This is a genomic window from Paenibacillus sp. FSL H8-0283 (assembly GCF_045040675.1).
GTDB lineage: Bacteria > Bacillota > Bacilli > Paenibacillales > Paenibacillaceae > Paenibacillus > Paenibacillus amylolyticus.
Window position 1 is genome coordinate 1,561,244 of sequence record NZ_CP150295.1, and the last position, 19,241, is coordinate 1,580,484.

Annotated in this window: 16 protein-coding genes and 2 other annotated features; of the genes, 9 read left to right on the plus strand and 7 right to left on the minus strand. The window is 48.0% G+C overall.

Features of this window, described 5'->3' with window-relative positions; genetic code table 11:
* Positions 1-31: 31 nt before the first annotated feature.
* Positions 32-1,390 (minus strand): hemolysin family protein, encoded by a 1,359-nt coding sequence (locus MHI52_RS06920; RefSeq protein ID WP_282319109.1) that lies wholly within the window; start codon positions 1,388-1,390, stop codon positions 32-34.
* Between the two features lie 376 nt (positions 1,391-1,766).
* Between MHI52_RS06920 and cls the strand changes: the two genes are divergently transcribed.
* The gene (gene cls, locus MHI52_RS06925; protein ID WP_047841979.1) at positions 1,767-3,206 is read left to right on the plus strand and encodes a cardiolipin synthase; all 1,440 of its coding nucleotides are present in this window, start codon (positions 1,767-1,769) and stop codon (positions 3,204-3,206) included.
* A gap of 348 nt (positions 3,207-3,554) precedes the next feature.
* Complete coding sequence (locus tag MHI52_RS06930; protein ID WP_036668942.1) at positions 3,555-4,466, plus strand: YitT family protein; 912 nt, start codon at positions 3,555-3,557, stop codon at positions 4,464-4,466.
* Between the two features lie 55 nt (positions 4,467-4,521).
* On the opposite strand, the gene ligD is transcribed toward MHI52_RS06930, so the two are convergent.
* The 5 genes from ligD to MHI52_RS06955 all read right to left on the minus strand — a co-directional run bounded on the left by ligD (position 4,522) and on the right by MHI52_RS06955 (position 9,871).
* Positions 4,522-5,412 (minus strand): non-homologous end-joining DNA ligase, encoded by an 891-nt coding sequence (gene ligD / locus MHI52_RS06935; protein ID WP_076251456.1) that lies wholly within the window; start codon positions 5,410-5,412, stop codon positions 4,522-4,524.
* Between the two features lie 71 nt (positions 5,413-5,483).
* The gene (locus MHI52_RS06940; RefSeq protein ID WP_405158723.1) at positions 5,484-6,434 is read right to left on the minus strand and encodes a DNA ligase; all 951 of its coding nucleotides are present in this window, start codon (positions 6,432-6,434) and stop codon (positions 5,484-5,486) included.
* Between the two features lie 53 nt (positions 6,435-6,487).
* Positions 6,488-7,585 carry an endospore germination permease gene (locus MHI52_RS06945; protein ID WP_164783415.1) on the minus strand — a complete coding sequence of 366 codons (1,098 nt, stop codon included), beginning with the start codon at positions 7,583-7,585 and terminating at the stop codon, positions 6,488-6,490.
* A 177-nt stretch (positions 7,586-7,762) separates the two neighbouring features.
* Positions 7,763-8,632, minus strand: coding sequence for a VOC family protein (locus MHI52_RS06950; RefSeq protein ID WP_036611283.1), 870 nt, complete (start codon positions 8,630-8,632; stop codon positions 7,763-7,765).
* A gap of 324 nt (positions 8,633-8,956) precedes the next feature.
* Positions 8,957-9,871 (minus strand): Ku protein, encoded by a 915-nt coding sequence (locus MHI52_RS06955; RefSeq protein ID WP_017690092.1) that lies wholly within the window; start codon positions 9,869-9,871, stop codon positions 8,957-8,959.
* 160 nt (positions 9,872-10,031) lie between these two features.
* Between MHI52_RS06955 and MHI52_RS06960 the strand changes: the two genes are divergently transcribed.
* From MHI52_RS06960 to MHI52_RS06990, 7 genes are all read left to right on the plus strand, one after another.
* Complete coding sequence (locus tag MHI52_RS06960; protein ID WP_047841985.1) at positions 10,032-10,424, plus strand: hypothetical protein; 393 nt, start codon at positions 10,032-10,034, stop codon at positions 10,422-10,424.
* 4 nt (positions 10,425-10,428) lie between these two features.
* A complete protein-coding gene (locus tag MHI52_RS06965) occupies positions 10,429-10,605 on the plus strand; it encodes an H-type small acid-soluble spore protein (RefSeq protein ID WP_026081228.1) in 177 nt (58 codons plus the stop codon).
* A gap of 267 nt (positions 10,606-10,872) precedes the next feature.
* Positions 10,873-11,355 carry a tRNA (adenosine(37)-N6)-threonylcarbamoyltransferase complex ATPase subunit type 1 TsaE gene (tsaE, locus tag MHI52_RS06970; protein WP_405158724.1) on the plus strand — a complete coding sequence of 161 codons (483 nt, stop codon included), beginning with the start codon at positions 10,873-10,875 and terminating at the stop codon, positions 11,353-11,355.
* 2 nt (positions 11,356-11,357) lie between these two features.
* The gene (gene tsaB / locus MHI52_RS06975) at positions 11,358-12,206 is read left to right on the plus strand and encodes a tRNA (adenosine(37)-N6)-threonylcarbamoyltransferase complex dimerization subunit type 1 TsaB (protein ID WP_405159366.1); all 849 of its coding nucleotides are present in this window, start codon (positions 11,358-11,360) and stop codon (positions 12,204-12,206) included.
* A 17-nt stretch (positions 12,207-12,223) separates the two neighbouring features.
* On the plus strand, positions 12,224-12,745 hold the full coding sequence (gene rimI / locus MHI52_RS06980; RefSeq protein WP_036668955.1) for a ribosomal protein S18-alanine N-acetyltransferase: 522 nt from the start codon (positions 12,224-12,226) through the stop codon (positions 12,743-12,745).
* Positions 12,742-13,797 (plus strand): tRNA (adenosine(37)-N6)-threonylcarbamoyltransferase complex transferase subunit TsaD, encoded by a 1,056-nt coding sequence (gene tsaD, locus MHI52_RS06985; protein ID WP_017690086.1) that lies wholly within the window; start codon positions 12,742-12,744, stop codon positions 13,795-13,797. Before rimI ends, tsaD begins: the two co-directional genes overlap by 4 nt.
* Positions 13,798-13,887: 90 nt before the next feature.
* Positions 13,888-14,246 (plus strand) — a binding site (T-box leader).
* A gap of 66 nt (positions 14,247-14,312) precedes the next feature.
* Positions 14,313-14,648: a binding site (T-box leader), on the plus strand.
* Positions 14,649-14,982: 334 nt separating this feature from the next.
* Positions 14,983-16,542 carry a 2-isopropylmalate synthase gene (locus MHI52_RS06990; RefSeq protein ID WP_036611270.1) on the plus strand — a complete coding sequence of 520 codons (1,560 nt, stop codon included), beginning with the start codon at positions 14,983-14,985 and terminating at the stop codon, positions 16,540-16,542.
* Between the two features lie 642 nt (positions 16,543-17,184).
* On the opposite strand, the gene MHI52_RS06995 is transcribed toward MHI52_RS06990, so the two are convergent.
* Positions 17,185-19,143 carry an ABC-F family ATP-binding cassette domain-containing protein gene (locus MHI52_RS06995; protein ID WP_036668959.1) on the minus strand — a complete coding sequence of 653 codons (1,959 nt, stop codon included), beginning with the start codon at positions 19,141-19,143 and terminating at the stop codon, positions 17,185-17,187.
* Between the last annotated feature and the right edge of the window lie 98 nt (positions 19,144-19,241).

Genomic DNA, 19,241 nt, shown 5'->3' on the forward strand with positions numbered 1-19,241 from the left:
AGGCAAGTGCTCTTTTTTTTACAAATTTGCTTTATTTAGCCAAATTAGGCCTTTTCTCGTCTTCTTCGGTGTAGTCAGACATGGTCAGTGGTTCCTTGGGAACAACGGCCACTTTGTAGAACCGATTCTTGTCTTTTTCCAGCAAAACAAAGATTAGATTCTCGAACTCATATTCTTCCTGTTCGTTCATCTCGGGACGATGGCTGTAGAGCCATCCACCAATGGTGTCCCACTCATCTGCATCCAGGCTGGACATAAACATGTCGTTCACCTTCGATAAGGAAACCTTGCCGTCCATAATGACATAGTTCTCATTGATGACTTGAATATCTTCCACTTCGTCTGCGTCGAACTCGTCGCGAATCTCACCAACAATCTGCTCAAGCACATCCTCGATGGTTACAATTCCGGAAGTTCCTCCATATTCGTCGACAAGTACGGCGATATGTACGCCATCCTTCTGCATTTTCTTGAGCAAGTCCTTCACAGGAGTTGTTTCGTGAACAGCCGATACAGGCTGAATCAGGGAGGATAGATCAACAGGTTCATCGTTTCCGTAAAGTTCCAGGAAGAATTGTTTCGTATTAATGATACCGATGATATCGTCTTTACTCTCATTCACTACTGGAAAACGTGTATATTGTTCTTCACGAATGATCTCCAGGTTTTCCTCGTTTGTTCTATTCACATAAAGGCAGACCATATCGGTCCGGGGTACCATGATTTCTTTGGCTAACATCTCATCAAAAGCAAAGATCCGGCTTACATAACCGAATTCAGCTTGGTTGATTTTACCACTCTCAAAGCTTTCATTAATGATGATCTGCAACTCTTCTTCGGAGTGTGCATCTTCATGTTCAGAAGCAGGTTTGATTCCGAACAGTTTCACCAGTTGGTTCGCTGAGCCGTTTAACAGCCAGATAAAAGGATACATAATTCGGTTAAACCAGATGATAGGTGTAGACGTCAGCAGTGCAACAGTCTCGGCTTTCCGGATTGCAATCGTTTTTGGAGCGAGTTCACCAACCACAACATGCAGATACGTGATGGAAGCAAACGCGATTACAAATGATAAGAATGAAGAAACCGCCTCAGGAATTTGCAAGCTTTCAAACACAGGGTGGAGAATCTTCTCTACCGTTGGTTCACCCAGCCAGCCCAGTCCCAGAGATGTGATCGTGATTCCAAGCTGGCAGGCAGACAAATATCCGTCCAGATTGGCAACGGCTTGTTTAACAGCCAGCGCACGCTTGTTTCCTTCTGCAATCATTTGATCGATCCGGCTCGGACGAACCCGTACCAGAGCGAATTCCACTGCGACAAAAAACGCCGAAAGTCCTATCAAAAAAGCAACCAATACTAAATTTAACGCATACCTCTCACTTTCCATTCACTGCTCTTCTCCTTTAGGTAATAAGTTTTTAACGATTATTATATCTAATTTTACGTAAGAAGACCACCTCCAGACAAAGAAATGAGGAAGAGTCTGGAAGGTGAAATGAGCAGATTGGCGTCACAATGCGAATCTGCTCCATCATTAAACTGATATGTAGAAGGTAACACAGTCAGAATATACAATGAACGAAGTACAAATTTGAATTTCCAGAATCAAGTATTCCGTCTGCTTATGTAAAGTTTTATCTAAGCAAACGTTACGAATAGGGGGTACATTGGGTATCTATGATTAGCTGTATACATAATCGTCAAAGATGTGTAGGTGAGAGAAAGGCAAGGCCATGAAGCTTGCCACTTGAGGAGGAAGCCGAATGTTCTGGCTGGTCATTATATTACTCGTATTTATTTTCCAGGCAGCCACAATTCTTTTGCTGGAATTTCGTAATCCGGCTAAAGCTGTGGCTTGGCTGTTTATTTTGTTCTGCGTGCCTTTGATCGGTTTTGTGGTGTACTATTTCGTGGCGCAGGATTATAACAAACGAAAAAAACTCCGCAAGGGTGGATCGCGCATCTTCCGTGAAATGAAGGAAACGATCTGGGAACAAGCCCACATCATTGGAGATGTCGAACAGATGCCTGGCGATCGTTTCAGCCACCAACATCGATTGTTTAACCTATTATCCCATCTGTCGGAGAGCCCGATTACAGGTTGTAACCACAGTACGGTACTCACAAATGGTGAAGAGGCGTTTGCCGCAATGCTGAGGGAAATGGAAAAAGCAAAGCACCATCTGCATGTGGAATTTTACATTTTCCGTGATGATGTGATCAGTACGAAGTTTCAGGATGTCATGATTCGCAAGGCACAGGAGGGCGTAAAGGTTCGGTTTATTTGTGACGGTCTCGGCAGTCACAAGATGAGCTGGAGTTTTATTCGCAAACTGCAGGATGCAGGTGTGGAATTTCATTATTTTCTACCGCCACTGATTGCAACGATTGACCGAAGAGTCAACTACCGGAATCACCGTAAAATTGTTGTTGTGGATGGACAGGTTGGCTTCGTGGGTGGCATTAATGTAGGCGATGATTACCTTGGACAATATCCAGAGGTGGGTTTCTGGCGGGATACACATGTGCAGATCGAGGGAGATGCCGTGTACTTCCTGCAAAGTACGTTCCTGAACGACTGGAAATTAGCTTCCGGTGAGCGAATTACCGAACCCCAGCTTGCGGAATTGTTTCCACCTCATATCTGTAGCGGGGAAGAGCGAATTCAGATTCTGGCCAGTGGGCCGGATCAGGACTGGGATGCCATTCAGGAAATGTGTTTTGGGGCGATTTCGGTAGCCTGTGACCGGATTTACATTACCACACCTTATTTTATTCCTGATCCTGCCCTGTATGAGGCACTCAAAACAGCTGCTGTCAGTGGCGTTGATGTGAAAATTATCATTCCGTATCAATCCGATTCAAAGCTTGTTCATCTGGCATCCCTTTCATATGTAGAGGAACTCCTGCGAGCAGGTGTTGAGTTCTTCCAATATCGCAAAGGTTTTGTACATGCCAAAGTGATGATTGTGGATGAGTTGCTTGCAACAGTGGGCACGGCCAATATGGATATGCGCAGTTTTTTTTGCAATTTTGAGTTAACGGCTGTCCTATTCGAGTCCTCTCCGATTCGTCGTTTAATCACTGACTTTGAACGTGATCTCGGGGAATGCAGTCAGATCGATGGGGAGGTATTTCAGAAGCGTTCACGACGGCAAAAAGGCGCAGAAATGCTTTCTCGGATGCTTTCTCCGCTTCTTTAGCCGATTTAGGGCAGATTTCTGAAGATAAGTTCACTTTTTGTGAATTTATCTTCTTTTTGCTAAGTATTTTGCGCAAATTTGATCTTTTATGATATAATAGATATATAAATCATGTCTTGGCGAAGGAGGGGAGTCTGCGGGAAAACAGGCTCCCTTTTGCTCTCTTTTGAAAGTGCAAACCGGGATGAATAACATTTTGAATCCATTTTATATCGCCTTTAGATGCTTGCGCTGTATAGCCAGGGTACATATAGAACGCAGTTTGCTGTTCTCCATATGTAGATTCACCCTGAGTATTTAAATGATTTATAAAATGGATTCACACACTGATTTAACGGGGGGGATACCATGTCCAATGTAACGGTGAAAGAACTAACAGCCAAGCAAGCTGACCGCGGGGTCAAAAGCTCGGTGTTTACATTAAAGTTGCTGCAACGTATTGTGATGATTCTGATCGGTGCTGCACTAATGGCTGTATCGCTTGAAGTGTTTCTCGTACCGAATGGTGTTATTGATGGTGGGATTACGGGGATTTCAATTATGGTGTCAGAACTTACACATCTGCCACTCGGAGTGTTCCTGACCTTGCTCAACTTGCCTTTCCTGATTCTTGGTTACAAGCAGATTGGTAAAACATTTGCGTTATCCACGCTGCTGGGGATCGTGGTCATGTCCATCGGGACATCATTATTGCACCATGTGCCTGCATTAACACCAGGGGAGCCTTTGCTCGGAGCTGTATTTGGCGGATTGATCCTGGGTGTGGGTGTTGGACTTGTCATTCGGTCTGGCGGTTCACTGGATGGTACGGAGATTGTGGCGATCTTGCTTAGTGAGAAGTCACCTTTGTCTGTAGGACAGATCGTATTGTTCATTAACGTATTTATTTTTGCAGGTGCAGGATTTGTATTCGGCTGGCCGAATGCCCTGTATTCCATGATTGCATATTATATTGCGATGAAGATGATTGATATTGTGAATGAAGGACTTGACCAGTCCAAATCGGTATGGATCATTAGTGAGAAATATCGTGATATCGGTTCAGCCCTGACAGACCGTCTTGGTCGTGGTGTAACTTTCCTGGATGGAGAGGGCGGATTCAGCGGCGACGAGAAAAAGATCATTTTTGTCGTGATTACCCGTTTGGAAGAAGCGAAGCTGAAGACCATCGTTGAAGATTGGGACCCGCAAGCCTTTGTGGCTATCGGTAACATTCATGACGTGAAGGGCGGACGTTTCAAGAAAAAAGGTATCCATTAGCGATTGATATATACATGAATGATAATAGCCGACACCCTTGTGATGAGGGAGTCGGCTATTTTTTCTTCAAATGTTTGAGAATGAGCTCTACCGGTTGGGGTTCAACAGCTGCGATTAAATCACCGGTTTGGTTCAAACGTTCAATAATGTTCATCAGATGATAATCCTGGATGGAGACGTTGCTTCTAACCTCATCCCAGGTAAGGGGTGTAGAGACAGTGGCACCTGATTTGGCACGTGGTGTATAGGGAGCGGCAAGGGTCTTGCCTCCATAATGCTGGAGATAGTCAAAATAAATGCGGTCTCCACGGTCCTTTTTAAGTCGTTCCAGTGTGAACAGATCCGGGTGCTTCTGAGTGACATATTTGCCGACGAAATAACCAACCTCTCTCAATTCATCAAAGGTTACCCCTTGCACAATGGGAACGATGATCTGAACTCCTGTTGCGCCCGAAGTTTTGGGAATGGACCTCAGACCAAGGGAAGTCAGGGTTTCGCCAACGATGAGTGCAGCTTGCATGATCCGCGGTTCATGTTCCTGAGAAGGGTCCAGATCAATCATCCATTCACTGGGCAGATGGCTTCCCACAGTATGCAGAGAAGGATGAAATTCAAGTGCAGCCAGATTGCCAAGCCATAACAATTCGGGAAGTCCATTCATGACCACATAGCGGATGCCGTCGTGAACTTCAGTGCGTACATAATCTGGTACAGGCTCAGGGGCATTCTTTTGATAGAAAAAAGTTCCTCCGGCGCCGTGGGGATATCTTATCGTCGTGAGAAGTCGATTGCTCGTATACGTGAGCAGATAAGGAGCCAGAGCGGCCAGCTTTTGCAGATAGATGGCTTTGGTAACACCTGCTTCCGGCCATAAGAGCTTGTCCGGGTTGGTGACCGTCAGCTCAGTGCCTTCTATTATGATGGTTCCTTGGATCTTAGGGGCCATACAGAACACCTCCTACTGTGTAATGAGTCTTTGAGTCACTAGGCTGAAACAAGAGTGGTGTGATCTCCTCCTCATTGAAGAAGCTGGTTCGCCAGACAATCCTCACGGGTTACATCCGCGAAGGTCTGAATACTGGGATGGCGTAGAGTGTGATGATGAGTCAGCTCCATATATTGCACTTTGACTCCTATTCGCGGTTCCACCCAGGTGGTCTCTGCACTGCGCTCGGGTACATTATGGAATGGTCTGTCCTGCCTGATCAGAGGCTCGACTTGATGTGTGAGTTCCCGCCACGTATTGGAGTTCAATTTGCCAGTCCCGACATGACCAATATAGACAAAATCAGGCCCATCATATACACCGACCGCGACGGCATTCACAATACCGCTCCGGTACGTGACTCCCCCGATCATCGCATATACATCATGCATGATTTTGACCTTCTGCCAGCGCTGGTCCTTGCCCTGTATGCCATAACTGCTGGTGAGATCTTTGCAGACAATGCCTTCCATCTGATGTTGTCTCATGACCGTAAGCAGGGAAGAGGCATCAAGTGTATTGGTGACCTCCTGAACATGGGGAGCGTTGTTAAGGACCTCGTGCAACAGGCGCTGTCGATCTGCCAAAGGCTGATCCGTCACCCATTTCCCCTCATAGAACAGGATATCAAATACCATATATGTGACCGGAATCTGATGTATGGCTTGGGCGATACCTTCGGGTCTGCTCATCCGATCCCGCCGAAGAACGTGATAAAACGAAGGTTTTCCGGTATCCGGGTCCAGCGCAATAACTTCTCCATCCAAGATATAGGAGGAGCCTGAACACAGATTGCGTGGTGTTACCAGTTCGGGATACTGTGCGGTTCGATCATGTAATCTGCGATTCACCAGGCGCAGCTCATGCCCATCCTCATAGGCAAGCATGCGGACTCCATCCCACTTGACCTGGGCAATCCATTGCGGCCCTGTGGGCAAAGTATCTCTGGATATGGGTTCGAACGGAATCAGCGGTTTGAACATGGGGAACTCCTCTCTCGTATCAACCAATTAGCGCAGGTTAATTCGGAATTTAGTTATATTTTTTGAAAACGGGATTTCATGTGATGCACCAGAATGAGCAGTAATGGAAGTGCTATACCACAGGTCAGATCCCAATCAATCCAATAGGGAATAACGACCTTGAGATAAAAGTTCTCGTTTGGAGAGATTAGAATAGACATGGCGAGAATAAGCATGGCACCCGGCAGGATCAGAGAACGGTGACTGGACAAGCGAAACAGATGAGCGAGGCCCAGGACAAAACCGTAGAAGAACAGAGCGGCTTTGAAGAAAACTGCAATAATCCAGACCGATGCTATGAAAGCTTCGATGCGTTGCATAAAGTTTCCGATATTGATCTTCTGTGAAAGGTTGAATGAAGCGAACCAGTGATGCTGGGTCATCCATGGTCCCATGACGAGCAGACACATACTTAGCGTCAGTGTGAGTAACAATCCGCCAATCATCCCTGCTAACAGGATGTCCTTCTTCAGATGGGGTTCATTTTTAGTGTAGGGAAAAAACATCATGAAGATGCATAGCTCACAGTAGGGATAGGTGAGTACAGCAACAAAACCTTTGAATGGATCAAGAAACCCTTGTGCCAGCACAGGTTGGATGTTGGCCAAACGTACATGGGGGATTAGACACACCGTCAGAATAAGCAGAAACAACACGATCAGAGGAAGAAAGACCTCAGCAGTTTTACCAATGCTCTCCAGACCCGACAGAAGCCCCCAGACAAGCGCACACATAAAAACCAAATGCAGAATCAGTAATGGAGATTCCGGCAAGATCTGAGTAGACATAAAATCGCCAATCTCCCTAATGAACGTTGAGGTACTGATCAGGAAATAAAAGAGATAAAAAGAGCCAAACAAGGTCCCGATCCAGGGTCCCAGTGTTCGAAGTGCATTTTGAATCAGATTCAACCGGGGATGCAGTTTGTAGGCAACAAGCATAATGAAGAGTATTCCCAAGCCCCCTGCGACTCCCAATAAGGCTGATAACCAGGCATCCTGATGAGCGTAGGATGTGATCATGGAAGGGAAGACCAGAATCTGCTCCCCAATTGTGCACAGGAACATGAGTGAAGCGAGCTGTCTAACAGTCAAACGTCCCTTTTCGATCATGAGGTATCTCCTTAACATATCTTGTCTATGTATTGGTTAGAATGCACCAATTGTGCCAGTTTTATAAAAGCCAACTCAAAAAGCCCGGGTAACTGATCTCTCTGTGATGTAGAGAAATCAGTTACCCGGGCTTAATAAAATGAGGTTAAGCAAACATATTGTAACGCCTAAACAAAATCAGTTCGCAGTTGTCAGACGTATACGAATATTTTGTGGGTCTACCGTAAACCAGGTACCCTCCACTTGGGTAACGACTGCACCGGATTGACGCAATTGTTCAAGTGCCTGATCCAATTGTTCCTGTGTGGCGTACACAATGGTGAAGTAGTCAATTCCTGTAGCGTTATCTGGATTAACAGGTGCGTTCACTCCCGCCCAGATATTAAGTCCCAGATGATGATGATAGCCACCTGCGGATACAAAGAGTGCTGACATGTTGGCGAAGTTACCCACGATATCAAAACCGAGTATGCCGGTGTAATAGTTGCGTGCTTCTTCCAGGCTGCGGACGTGGAAATGTACATGACCAATAACGGTGCCAGCAGGCAGGCCCTGCCAAGGTTCATTCTCCGAGATGGCAAACAGGCTTTCCACATCAACAGGATCACTTGCCATCACGTAGTTATTGTCGCTATCCCGTTTCCAGGTATCACGTGCACGGTCGGCATAGATCTCAATCCCGTTCTGATCGGGATCGGAGATATAGAAGGCTTCGCTGACCAAGTGATCGCCTTGGCCGATATCGATACCGGATGCAGCCAGATTACGAAGAGCAAGACCCAGGGACTTGCGGTCAGGCAGCAGGATGGCGAAATGATACAAGCCAGCGTGTGAGCGTTCCGGCAGGGTAATTCCATCCGTGAGCTCTTCCAATCGCAGCAGGGACTGTTTTCCGTCGGCTGTCAACGTGGCCACTTTGCCACTACGCTCCAGTAATTTTAATCCAACCACTTCGGTATAGAACTTAATTGAACGGTCTAGGTTCATAATTCGCAGACTCACTTCACCCAGATGGGTTGTGGCAGGGATTTGATATGTTGTATTCATGATTATATCCTCCTGAATATGTGATTATAGATAATAGGGCTTAGCGTTTGGTTGTTTGTATGCGTTGAAAACGGATTATTAAATTGCATACTCTTGAAGAAGAATTACAGCGTGACTGTATATTCATAAATAAGTTACTTTTCATAAGTTAATATAAAATATAAATCAGCTTTCGTCAATCGTATTTTGCGATTATAACTGTAGTTTTATTGACAAGAACTGCTTCAATAGTTCTGTAAAACAAAAAAATCCGACTGTAAAGCCGGACTTGAGTTGAACGAATTACACACGCATATAACGATATCGGTCTTGCCTTAGCGACATTCAAACTTTTGGTTTGGGTGTCGCCTTTTTTCTTTTGGCTGGTGCAGCAGGTGTATCGGATTCGCCTCCGGCAACCGCTTGAGCAGGCGTTTTTCGCGGTGCACGTTTCTTAGGCTTGGCCGTTGTTGTCCCAGGGTCAGCCGGAATAGGCTTCACGGCCTCGATACTTGCCTGCAAGGCAGCCATCAAATCCATCACATTAGCTTCAGGTTTGGCTGGAGCAATCTTGATTTCTTCACCTGCCACTTTGTGCTGGATAAGATCCAGCAGTTTGCTGCGATAGTCATCGGTGTATTTACCGGGTTCAAAAGGCGTGGACAATTGATCAATCAGCAACTTTGCCATCGTGAGTTCCTTTTCATTCACGTTCTGCACTTCCGGCAAGTTGGGCACCTGGGAGACAGGCCGAATCTCGTCCGGATAGAAAATCGTCTCCATGGAGAGGCAATCTTCCAGCACGCGTATGGCAGCCAGGCTGCTCTTCGAGCGAATGGAGATTTTGGCGATGCCAATTTTGCCGGTATCCCGCATGGCGTTCATCAAGAGCTGGTAGGCATTTCCACCAGCCTGATCGGGCGATAGGTAATATGTTTTCTGGAAATAGATCGGATCAATCTCAGTCAAGTCGACAAAATCCAGTATGGTAATGGTTTTGCTGGTGGAATCATTTAACGCTTCCAATTCATCTTTCTCGAAGAGTACAAACTTTCCTTTTTCATATTCATAACCTTTGGTGATCTCTTCCCACTTCACGTCCACTTCACAGGATGGACATTGACGAACATAAGCGAGCGGGCTGCCGCAGACTTTATGGATATAGCGCATGGAGATGTCTTTGTCTTCGGTAGCCGAGAACATTTTGACAGGGACATGCACAAGGCCAAAACTGATTGCACCTTTCCAGACGGTATGCATAGGTCGGCTCCTTTCAAAAGGTTGTTCAAAAATTTCCGCTTTTGATTACGAATCACCGGACTTTTTGAACACGGATTTATATTTAATAGTATGGGCATCTGGCGCAAGGGATAATCGTCTTGTAGACGAACGAATTCGTATGGTTCGGCGAGACTCGGGGATGATAACAGAAACATGCTTCGGATTCCAACAGGAAGATGAGCATGGGATAAGTAAAGTAGTTATTCTCGCAGCACATATGCCGGGAGGTGCAATATTGAAGAACAGACGTGATGAGGAAGAAGCTCACAAGCATGCATTTTCTCCGTATCCTCTTGCCAAAGCCGAAAGTGCTGAAGAATTCTATACACCTGCTACAGCTGTAAACTGGGAAGCGGTCACTTCGGAAGAATTGCCCCTTGATCGGGAGTCGTTCATGCTTGACATTGACCGGATGGTGAATGAAGGGTTAGGCGGGGGACAGGTTACGGAAGATAACGGTTATATTGGTGAAAGTACAACAGATAGCATGGTTCGAGAGTCACATGATGATCCTGAAGGGGAGTATGAATAAGATGATGGATGCAAAGCGCGCCAAAGCGATCTATGATTCGAAGGATACCATTGCCGTTACGCTGGAGGGAGATCCAGTCTGGATCGAGAATGTGGATGAAGCCAATGGTATGGCAACCGTTCAGGTTGGCAGCAGGCCGGGAAATACCCAGACGGTTCGTGTGGATCGCTTGGAGGAGTAGATACAAGTAGCATATAGTTATTGAGGCATTCGAGAATGAATGAAAGCTGAAATATATGTATAACACGGCCGGTACCGAGAGGTGCCGGTTTTTTGGTTTTTCCTAATAGGTGTCTGAAACTTCGAAGGAAGCGAGTTTTGAGACATGTCTAATAATGCACGTTATATTTCCGCTCGCCTCCTTGGATGTTGCGGGGGAAGAAAGGGACCGATATAATAAGGTTCAAAGTGAACTCAGGCGGCTGGACCGCCAAAGGTGGGGCGAATATTGAATCAGACGCACGAGCAGTGGGTGTATCAATCCCATGGCATTGCAGATACAGAAGCACTCGCTTCCGCACTCGCCAGTCAGGCAAACGCCGGCATGGTGATTGCTTTGGATGGTGATCTGGGCGCGGGAAAAACGGCATTTTCACAGAAATTTGCCTGGCATTTGGGTGTAAGTGATGTGGTAAGCAGTCCCACATTCACGCTAATTAAGGAGTACGAAGGGCGTTTGCCTTTATATCACATGGATGTATATCGCATATCGCTGGAAGAAGCGGATGAGCTTGGACTTGATGAATATTTCTATGGAGCCGGAGTCAGTCTGGTGGAGTGGTCGAGTATCATTCCCGAATTGCTACCGCAAGAGCATTTGCATGTGCAGATTGAAACAACGGGCCTGGAGAATCGAACGATTACACTGGATGGGTACGGCGAGACTTATGCAGCCATGTGCCGACAGTTCAGACAGAATGGGGTCAAATGATGATGGAAGATTTACAAAAAGAGCCGCGTCAGCGGTTTTTGGCGTTGGATACATCGACCGCAGTGATGGCAGCTGCGATGATGGAAGATCATGCGCTTCTGGAAGAACGCAATGAACGGGCTGAGCGTAACCATTCGGTACACGTCGTACCGGTGATGGAGCAGCTGCTGGCCGCCAGCAACACACAGCCTGGGCAACTTGACGGCATTGCCGTTGGCGTTGGCCCAGGCTCGTACACGGGCATCCGCATTGCGGTGACCGCGGCGAAGACACTGGCCTGGGCGTGGGACATCCCCGTAGCCGGGGTGTCCAGCCTTCAGGCCATCGCTTGGGGCGGCTGGCACAGTGGCCTTGCCGCCAAGGCGGAAGCTGCGGGAGAGGATGCCGCAGCAGGGGCTGGCGGAACGCCATCCGCGGACCAGGGCAGCACAGGTGCTGCCCCTGTCCACTGGATCGTTCCGCTTGTGGATGCACGGCGCGGTCAAGCGTGCACCGCGCTGTTTGCCTCCGCCGGGAGCGATGCGCCCCGGCGTCTGGCGCCTGATGCCATCCGCAAGATGGACGGATGGCTGGAAGCTCTCGCCGCCCGCATGGCGGAGGCGGCGCCGGAAGAGCGGCCCGTAGCCGTCTGGATCGTCGGCGAGACGGGCCCTCATGCTGCGGCAGCGGCGGAGCTTCGCTGCCCCGCAGGAACGGCGCTCCAGCTCGTACCTTATGAGCTGGAAGGCCGCTGGGTTGGGCGCCTTGGCGCCGCCGCGCTGCTTGCAGGTCAGCGTGATGACGTGCATGCGCTGGTGCCGAACTACACCCAGCTGTCTGAAGCGGAAGCCAATCTGCTGCGCAAAGGCTAAAGGGGGAGGGGAAGCAGATGGACAATGTGGCGAATAATAAGCAGGAAGCAACGCTTCAGTTCAGGTTCATGACACTCGCGGATATTCCCGATGTGATGGAGATTGAACATGAGGCCTTTACCCTGCCCTGGACGGAAGAAGCATTTCAAAATGAATTGACACACAATCATTTTGCTAAATATATGGTGATGGAATTAGAAGGAAAAGCCATCGGCTATGCAGGTATGTGGACAATCATGGATGAAGCCCATATTACCAATATTGCAGTCAGAGGCGCGTATCGTGGACGCAAGCTTGGCGAAAAGTTACTGGATGAATTAATGAGCACAGCGGCTTATCTCGGGATGGAACGAATGACGTTGGAGGTCAGAGTCTCGAACAGCATTGCTCAGCGTTTATATCAGAAAAAAGGGTTTGAATCGGCGGGTCTTCGTAAAGGGTATTACTCCGATAATGGGGAAGATGCGATGATTATGTGGGCGAACTTGCCGTCTGCAGGCCGGAGCGGCGAAGAGGAAGGAAGCGTACTGGATTCATGAACGAACTTAATGAAAAAATAAATTCTGCACCATCCTATATTTTAGCGGTGGAGACAAGCTGTGATGAAACATCGGTAGCAGTAGTCAAAGATGGACGGGAAGTGCTGTCCAATCTGATCTCAAGTCAGATTGAGACCCATAAGGCATTTGGCGGCGTTGTACCTGAAGTGGCTTCACGCAAACACGTTGAAGTTATTACGTTGATGCTGGAACAGGCGATCGAACAGTCCGGCATTCGTCCACGTGATCTAAGTGCAATCGCCGTGACGCAAGGTCCGGGGCTGGTCGGAGCACTGCTGGTGGGTATCGTTGCGGCCAAAACGATGGCGATGGCACTGGGCAAACCGCTCATTGGCACACATCATATTGCCGGGCATATCTATGCCAACCGACTTACTCATGAACTGCAATATCCAGCGATGGCACTGGTCGTATCTGGTGGACATACAGAACTCGTGCATATGGAATCCGAGGGTAAGTTCAAACTGATTGGTCGTACACGTGATGATGCCGTAGGCGAAGCGTATGACAAAGTAGCACGTGCACTGGGTTGTCCTTATCCGGGAGGCCCGCATGTGGACCGGATGGCGTCTGAAGCGGAGGATGTAGTGCCATTACCACGGGTATGGCTGGAAGCAGGTTCGTACGATTTCAGTCTCAGTGGTCTGAAGTCTGCTGTACTGAATGTGCTCAACCAGGCCAAAATGCGCGGAGAAACCTTGGAGCCGTCTGCGGTTGCACGTGGTTTCCAGGAAGCTGTTGTTGAAGTGTTGGTGGAGAAAGCCGTTAGAGCAGTTCGTGAATATGGTTCACGTCAACTGTTATTATGCGGTGGTGTTGCAGCTAACCGGGGGTTACGCTCGGCATTACAGGAGCGATGCACGAAGGAAGGGCTTGAACTGTTGATCCCGCCAATGGAGTATTGTACAGATAATGCGGCCATGATTGGAGCGGCTGCGTATCTGAAATGGCAGCGGGGAGAAATTGCTGAATTTGATGCGAAGGCAGATCCGGGACTTTCTCTGGAGGAATGGTCCGTTCAGTCCGTATAGCAAACAGTTTGAGATTAAGAGTTGACAGCAGGGATGTAAAGAATGTATATTTAGTTACAAATTTAAACAGGAATTCAGATTCCTGAACTGATAAACGCGATGAACAGGAATAGTAAGGTCATTCCCGGTCTTAGAGAGCTGCGGTATGGTGCAACGCAGTCGAAGGAAACCTGAAACTCACCTGGAAGCGGAACGATGGAACACGGTGACTCCCTGGGAGAATCCGAAGGCCGATCATGGCCCAAAGTACATGGTTACGGGTTGCCTCCGTGAATGGGCCGTTGTCGGTAGGACCGTTATTACAAGGATCAACTGACGATAACTGAGGGGGCTTTCAGGCTGCTTCAAGTGATCCGGATATGCGAAAGCATTCAGGGGTTGTCTTGAATGAACAGGAAGGAAGTCAACAAGAGTGGTACCGCGAAGGTGAACAGCCTGTCGTCTCTTGCATTATTGCATGAGGTGGCAGGTTTTTTTGATTTTCAAAATAAGGCTGAATGAAGTTAGGTCATATTATAAATGTGATGAACGGGAGCAGTAGAATGACAAAGCGCTCAGAGAGCTGCGGGGTGGTGCGACGCAGTGGCTGGAATCATTCGAATCTCGCCCGGGAACGGAGCTGTGGAAGCTTGGGATGATATCAATCGCCCAGTTGTCCTGATGGACAACAACATGTGTTACACAGCAACGGTTAACCCCCGTTATAGGGTGTTTCTCCGAATTCCAGTGGTGTCGTGCGTGTACGTACATCCAGCGGATCGGAGACGACGAGGTGGATGGAGTCCGGCGCAAGCCTGGCCCATCAAGCGAGAGTGGTACCGCGGAGGGGATAATAACCCGCCGTCTCTTATATGAGATGGCGGGTTATTTGTGTTTGCTGCCGGCAGCAGGGTGGGCATGGGAAGAACCATATGGGGATTGAAAAGTCAGAGGATCAGGGTGTAAGTCGACGTACACTCTGTCATGAGGGTAAGCGGATATACAACGAACGAGTAACGAACATTGAACAACAAGTATAGGCACGAAACATTCAACAGGTATTACTGATCACCAAGGACTAAGCTACAAACAACATACGCGTTTACAAACAAAACATATAACAACAGGGACGGCGATCAGCGGGTGTTCTGTGGCACGTGGATCGTAACGAAAATATTTATAAAAATTTGATGGAGGTTGATGGATATGACAACAACTAATAACAAACGCATGATTGAAATTTTTGATACAACGCTGCGTGATGGAGAACAGGCACCGGGAGCAAGTCTGCAGCCCGAGCAAAAGATTGAACTGGCACACCAACTGGCTTCTCTGGGTATCGACGTCATTGAGCCTGGATTCCCGATCTCCAGTCCAGGTGAGTTCGCGGCGGTTCAGGCGATTTCGAGACAGTTGCAGAACGTGGAGATCTGTGGATTCGCGCGTGCGGTCAAAGGTGATATCGATGCAGCAGTTCAAGCAACAGCGGATGCAGCACGTCGCCGAATTCACCTGTTTATCTCTTCTTCGGATATTCATATTGAGCATCAACTACGCCGTCCGCGCAGTGAAGTGGTGGCTACCGCTCGTGAGATGGTATCTTATGCACGCCAGTTCACGGACATCGTAGAGTTCACAGCGATGGACGCTGCCCGTACCAAGATGGACGATCTGATTGAAATGGTTGAAGTCGCCATTGAAGCTGGAGCGACCATTATTAATCTGCCGGATACGGTCGGATATGCCCTGCCACATGAGTATGGCGAGATGTTCCGCCGGGTGCGTGAGGGTGCAAGAGGTGGCGATCAGGTTCGTTATAGTGCTCACTGTCACAATGATCTGGGCCTGGCCGTAGCCAATAGCTTGGCTGCGATTGCCAATGGTGCTTCTCAGATTGAAGTGACCATTAATGGTATCGGAGAACGGACAGGGAACTGTGCACTGGAAGAGCTGATTATGGCGCTGGAGACTCGGGGAGACGCAATTGGTGCAACGACGAACATTAAGCTGAATCAGCTGTATGAGACTTCACGTCAGATTAGCCGTGCGATGCACTTCCCGATTGCGTACAACAAACCAGTGGTGGGACGTAATGCATTCCAGCATGAATCCGGCATCCATCAGGATGGTCTGCTGAAGAATCGGAGCACCTATGAAATTATGGACCCGGAAGCGCTGGGTATTCCGCGCAGCATGATTATTTTGGGCAAACACTCCGGTCGTCACGCCCTGAAGGATCGGGTTCGCAAATACGGTTTTGAGCCGGATGAGCAACAGATGGAGCAATTGTATGAGGTGTTCAAAGAAACCGCAGACCAGCAAAAAGTGGTTAGTGACGATCAGTTATTACAGATGGTTAGCCAGACCATGAATATTCCTGCACAGGACTATGAACTGGTTGAATTGCAGGTGACGGCCGGCAGCATGACGGATCGAATGGCCGCCGTTCGCATTCGCACAAGCGCTGGAGAACAATCTTACTCCGCTGTTGGCGGTGGACCCGTGGATGCAACCATCCGTGCGATTGGTCAGAGCATTTCCGATGATATTGCATTTGTTGATATGGAGATGCATGCCTTGAGTGGTGGAGAGGGTGCAAGTGCAGAAGCTGTAGTTACCGTGGAGCGTGCAGGACGTGAGTTCCGGGGAACAGCAACACATAATGATATCGTCATGGCTGCCGGTTTGGCGTATGTAGCGGCTTGTAATGCTGCTGGGCTGAAGGCCGAGTCTTCCGAACATCATGAACAAGAAGCACATGCGTAAAACATCTATTGCCAGATCGCATCTACAGCGGCAATAGTAGCAATTGCAATTCGATGTAAATATGCATGGCATATAGTAAATAAATGACGGGCAGGCCTTGAACGACAAAGGTCTGCTTTTGTCTTATTATGGAGGTACATTGAGGAGTGGAAGGATGCATTTGTCAAGGTGTGACTATAGTTATCCACATATCCAGTGTAATTTGTGGGTAACTATCCCAAAGCCCAACCAGCATAGTTTTCGAAACGAAAAGGGTTTAGGGGATAGAATGACTCCTTACTATCCACAAAGTTGTGGATAAAGTGGATAACTTGGTGGATAAATATGGTTTTTGTGTGTGAAAGGCTATTCTACCGCTGTATAATTAAGCTTATTAATGTGCTTGCTATCTTGCTTTCTTGTGGATAAGTGTGAGGGACAGGGGGATAAAAATATTTCTCTTCATTCGAGTAAATTTGACAAAAGTCAAAACAGCTCCCCTAAGTAGAGTTCAATCTCAAGGAACATAAAGAAGATAGGGTGCTTAGCTTCAATACGCATCCTCAACAAACAAAAAGCTGATCCCAATAAGGAATCAGCCGGTGGTACAACTATACTTGTATGGACGCGATCAAGCCATGGTCTGAGTCTGTACTATTCGTACTATTCCATAGCTAGTTCTTCCCAGTCCTCGTATGCCTTGGTGAGTTCTGCTTTGTGTTCCTCCGATTGTTGCTGGAGTTCTTGCAGCTTCATATAATCCTGATAGATTTCAGGCAGAGCCATCTGTGCCTCAAGTTCGGTAATCTTTGTTTCCAACTCTGCAATCTGTTGTTCCAGAGCTTCCTGCTTGCGTTGTCGGTTGCGCTCTTCACGCTTCGCCTGTTTTTCCGCTTCGAATGAAGCCGCTCCGGATTTTTCGGTTGTGGCTGTGTTCAGATCGGATTTGGACGAGTTCTTGGACGAAGCCTGACGTGCCTCAGCAGCTTCACGTGCGATGTCCTCAAGCTCCTGTTTTTTCTCCACATAATCATCGTAATTACCGAGATATTGTTCTGTGCCGCCTGGATGAAGCTCAACAATGCGTTCAGCCATTTTGTTGAGGAAATACCGGTCATGGGAGATGAATAGCAGGGTGCCTTCATAATCCATTAAAGCCGCTTCCAACACTTCTTTGGCAAACAGATCGAGATGGTTCGTAGGCTCATCCAGAATGAGCATGTTGGCTTCCTTCAACATCAGCTTGGAGAGAGACACACGTGCTTTCTCACCGCCGCTGAGGGAGGAGATTTTCTTGAGCACATCGTCACCGCTGAACAAAAAGTTCCCCAGTACGGTCCGAATGCGTGCTTCTTCCATCCCGGGATAGGCACTCCACAGTTCTTCCAGAACCGTGTTGGACGGATTGAGTCCAGTCTGTTCCTGATCATAATAGCCAATCTGCACTTTTGTTCCCCATTGGATCTCCCCGCTTACCGGACGTAAACTTCCCGTAAGACACTTCAGCATGGTGGATTTACCAATACCGTTTGGTCCAATCAGAGCAACCGTTTCCCCGCGTCGCAGATCGAAGGATACGTTGCGGAACAATGGAGAAGCCTCGTCATAAGCGACAGACAGCTGATCCACTCGAAGCACTTCCTTGCCTGACATAACGGCGGTTTCGAAGGAAAAATGGGCTTTTTTCAAATCTCCCATTGGTTTATCAAGCCGCTCCATTTTGTCGAGGGCTTTGCGCCGGCTTTGCGCCCGTTTAGTCGTCGAAGCACGTACAATGTTTTTCTGGACAAAATCTTCCATCTTGGAGATTTCGCCTTGCTGTTTCTCATATTGCTTCATCTGAGTTTCATATTCGGCAGCTTTGAGCTCCATATAACGGCTGTAATTTCCCGTATATTTTTTGGAGCGGTGACGTTCGATCTCAACGATGGTTGTTACGAGTCGATCAAGGAAGTACCGGTCATGGGATACCACGAGCAGTGCGCCTGAATAACCTCTCAGATAATCTTCCAACCAAGTAAGGGTGGCGATATCGAGATAGTTGGTAGGCTCGTCCAGCATGAGCAGATCAGGTGCCTGAAGCAAAATACGAGCAAGCGCAAGGCGTGTCTTCTGCCCGCCGCTCAGAGTAGCAATGGGAGTGTCTGGCGAAAATTCGCCGAATCCCATCCCGTGCAGTACGCTGCGAATGCGGGTTTCCATCTCATAACCGCCATGGTCCTTGAACCAGTCGGAGCGTTTCGCATAACGTTCCAGCAGGTCAGCATACTTTTTCTCGTCTTCCATCTGGGCAGGGTCGGCAATATCGCGTTCCATCTGACGCAAATCAGCTTCAGCCTGTGTCAGGTGAGCGAAGACGTTCATCATTTCTTCCCAGATGTTACGGTCGGATTGTAGCCCGCTGTTCTGAGCCAGGTAACCGAGCGTCGTTTCTTTGGACTTGAAAATCTGTCCTCCGTCATAGGACATTTCACCGGCTACAATTTTGAGCAAAGTGGATTTCCCTGCACCGTTTACACCAACGAGGCCGATGCGCTCGCGTTCTAATATTTGTAAGTTCACGCCGTCCAGGATTGGATCGACACCAAAACGTTTGATAATTCCGGATACTTGCAGCAGCATAAAATTAAGTTCCTCCATAGGTCCAGTTCTTGATATGACAACTATATCCCAGTTTACATGAAATACAGAGCAATTGCACCGATTGGGAACGCATGGGG